The sequence below is a fragment of the uncultured Faecalicoccus sp. genome (assembly GCF_944325745.1).
In the GTDB taxonomy this organism is placed as follows: Bacteria; Bacillota_I; Bacilli_A; order Erysipelotrichales; family Erysipelotrichaceae; genus Faecalicoccus.
Map to the genome: position 1 here is coordinate 1 of NZ_CALVBG010000092.1, position 3,381 is coordinate 3,381.

Below are 3,381 nucleotides of genomic sequence, written 5' to 3' on the forward strand. Positions count from 1 at the left end.
TTCATTGCGGAAATGCGAAAAAAAAAAGCCCGAAGGCTTTTCTTTCTCATTCAATTAAGCAATGATCTTCTGAGCGCGAAGTACTTCTTCGATTGCTGCGATAGCTTCTTCTTCGTCTTCACCAGAGCAGCTGATAGTAATTTCAGACTGTGTAGGAATTCCTAAAGACATAACACCCATGATTGATTTCATGTTTACTTCACGTCCTTTGAACGCAACGTTGATTTCGCTCTTAAATTTGCTGGCGGCATTTACCGCAACAGTTGCAGGACGAGCATGTAATCCTACTGGATCAACTACAGTAACAGTCACTTGTTTCATTATAAATTTCCTCCTAAAGTAAATCTAAAAATATTTTAGTCCATTTCCATTAATAAATCAATACAATTTCAGTCAACTTCCAAGATTCGAATTCCTTGATCCGCAAGGGCTTTCGCAAACAATCCGTATCCATAAATTAAACGATTTTTAAAGCTTCCATCATAGATCCACCCATATCCGCAAGTTGGTGATCGAGCTTTCAGGATCGCCAAATCAACGGTTTGGATATCGATGCAATCCAAGATGTTCGCAATCGATTTTTGCATGACTTCTGTCAAGTCTTTCCCGCTCGAATCGATCAACCGACCATCCAAGATCTCGCAAGGCAATCGCGGGATCCCTAAAAAAGCTTCCGGACAAACTGGTACGATCTCATGCCCGGCAATCAGGTCCATGACCTCTTTGCGAAAACAATCCCTTCCATCGTATCGACAACGCTCCTTACAAAGGCAAGCGCTAATCAAGATCTTCATGAATTTGACATCAATTCATCATACAACAAAGAATAGGTCTTTGCACTATTTGCCCAACTTACATCGGTATTCAATGCGTTAGTCTGCAACATCTTCCAATCATCTTTGCGATTATAGAAGACATCGATTGCATAATAAAGCGTATTGATCAACTCATTTGAATTGTAGTTCTCAAAGCTGAAACCATTGCCGCTCTTGTCATATTCATTGTATGGATTGACCGTATCTTTCAAACCACCCGTCTCACGAACTAATGGAAGCGTTCCATAACGCATCGAACAAAGTTGTGAAATACCACATGGTTCAAACAGACTTGGCATCAAGAACAGATCGCTGGCAGCATAGATGCGATGCGCCAGGCTCTCGTTATAGCCATAATAGAAACAGATCTTTCCTTTATTTCCATTCTCTAGTTCGCGGAATTTATTTTCGATCTGATTCTCTCCGCTGCCTAAGATCGCAATTTGGATCGGAGCCGCACATAAAGCATCTAACTGTTCCATCAATAGATAGAATCCTTTTTGCCAAGTCAAACGGCTGACACAGCCTACAAGCATTACATCCGGGTTCTCTTCAAGTCCTAACTCTCTTTGAAGAGCCAGTTTGTTTTCTTTCTTTTGTTTATCCATATTGACTTTGTCGAAATGATACGGAATCTCTGGATCCGTCTTTGGATTCCACAAATCGATATCGATTCCATTTACGATTCCCCAAAGATCATATTTGCGCATGTTCAGGATTGCTTCTAAATGTTCCCCATATTGCGGTGTTAGGATCTCCTGGGCATAGGTTGGAGAAACGGTCGTGACCTTGTCTGAATACAAAATACCAGATTTCATAAAGGAAATACCGCCGTCAAAGCGAACATTTCCGTTATCTAACAAATAGTATGGAAGCCCCAGACAAGAATCTAACATTTCCGGTCCAAAATTTCCCTGATAAGCCAAGTTATGGATCGTATATACAAAACGAATACTGCGGTAACGCGCATCATTATCATGCGTTTCTTTGACCATGCATGGAATCATGCCCGTATGCCAATCATGACAATGAATGATGTTAGGCCAGTAATTCAACTGGTTCAACATCTCGATCACCGCTTTTTGGAAATACGCAAAACGTTCTCCGTCATCATCGTAACCATAAAGCGTATCTCTTTCAAAATAGCCTTGATGTTGAATGAAGAAGAAACAAACATCGCCTTCCATCTTGGAATAGACGCGTACAGGAACTTCGTGATAAGCAATCGATACCGAATATTCACAGTCAAAATACAGATCATCCATATATTTTTCGGCGATCTTCTTGTATAAAGGCATGACCACCTTCACTTCATGTCCCTGGTCTGTCAAAGCCTTCGGCAATGAACCAATTACATCGGCAAGGCCTCCTGTTTTGATAAAAGGAAGACCTTCACCGGCCACCATTAAAATCGAAGCCATTAAATATTCTCCCTTCTACCAATATAAAGCGGATCTTCCGGAGTTCCTGTCAAATCGATCTTTTTATAGATCTTCGTATGTTTGTCAACAATCACATTTTTCAAGACCGCATTGTCTCCAATCTCAACATCTGGCAAGATCAAGCAGTTTTCAATATGAGCGCCTTTTCCTACCTTGCAAGCTCGGCCAATGATCGAATTGACCACTTCTCCATGAATCTCACTGCTGTTGGATACTAAAGAGCCAATAGCACTTCCGCCATCCAAATAAATGGCTGGTGCACTGTCATTTGTCCGTGTATATGCCGGCCATTTTGGATTTGAGAATTCACGCATGTTTGCTTCATTCAAGATGGCCATATTACTGTCGTAATAAGATTTCAAATCATTGATGCAGTAAACACTGCCTCTAAAATTGACACCGCGGATATCCATATCTTTACAATGATCATTGACAATGTCTTTGAACCAATACATGCTGCTGACCTTACGTGCTTCTTCAACTAAAGAAACAAAGATCTCTTTTGACATGATATAAGTCTGTAAAGAAAGCTGGCGATTCTTATAGTTGCCAAGATTACTCTCAATGCTCAGAACCCCTTTTTGGCGATTCATCTGCAATACATCGCAATTGATGTAATGTGTTTTGGCATCATCCACATTCTGATATAACATTGTGATTTCAGCACCGCTTTGGATATGCTGATCCAAATAATCGGCATAATTGACCATATAAACCATATTGACTGGCGCAATGACCACATAATCATTTTTATTTTCCTGGATTGAATCGATCTGATCATAATAGCTTTGAACATCCGAAACATACTGAATGGCTCCATCTTCACGATATAAAGGAATCAAATCAATACGTCCATGTTTCGAGTTGATATTATAATGACGGCCACTGCCAACATGTTCAATCAATGGCTGAGGGTTGCCATTTACAAAAACCTTGATATCATGGATTCCTGAATTGGCCATGTTAGAGAGTGGAAAATCGATCAATCGATATCTTCCAATAAAACTAAATGCCGCAATCGGACGATATTTTTGTAAACCTCTTACATAGACACTTGGGTCATTATAAGTTACGATTCCTAATGCATCACACATCGTCGGTTACTCCCCTTTCTTTACGCGTTT

4 protein-coding genes are annotated in these 3,381 nt (G+C 40.3%); all 4 read right to left on the reverse strand.

The genetic code is table 11. The features are described 5' to 3' along the window. Positions 1-54: 54 nt before the first annotated feature. Positions 55-321: a phosphocarrier protein HPr gene (locus Q0J48_RS06855; RefSeq protein WP_022789300.1), complete on the reverse strand. Its 267-nt coding sequence runs from the start codon at positions 319-321 to the stop codon at positions 55-57. Between the two features lie 68 nt (positions 322-389). After that, a complete protein-coding gene (locus Q0J48_RS06860; protein ID WP_296242748.1) occupies positions 390-794 on the reverse strand; it encodes a DUF523 domain-containing protein in 405 nt (134 codons plus the stop codon). Next, positions 791-2,236, reverse strand: a complete 1,446-nt coding sequence (gene glgA / locus Q0J48_RS06865; protein WP_296242749.1) for a glycogen synthase GlgA — start codon at positions 2,234-2,236, stop codon at positions 791-793. The genes Q0J48_RS06860 and glgA overlap by 4 nt, the downstream gene beginning before the upstream one ends. Continuing rightward, a complete protein-coding gene (gene glgD / locus Q0J48_RS06870) occupies positions 2,236-3,351 on the reverse strand; it encodes a glucose-1-phosphate adenylyltransferase subunit GlgD (protein ID WP_183376388.1) in 1,116 nt (371 codons plus the stop codon). Before glgD ends, glgA begins: the two co-directional genes overlap by 1 nt. Between the last annotated feature and the right edge of the window lie 30 nt (positions 3,352-3,381).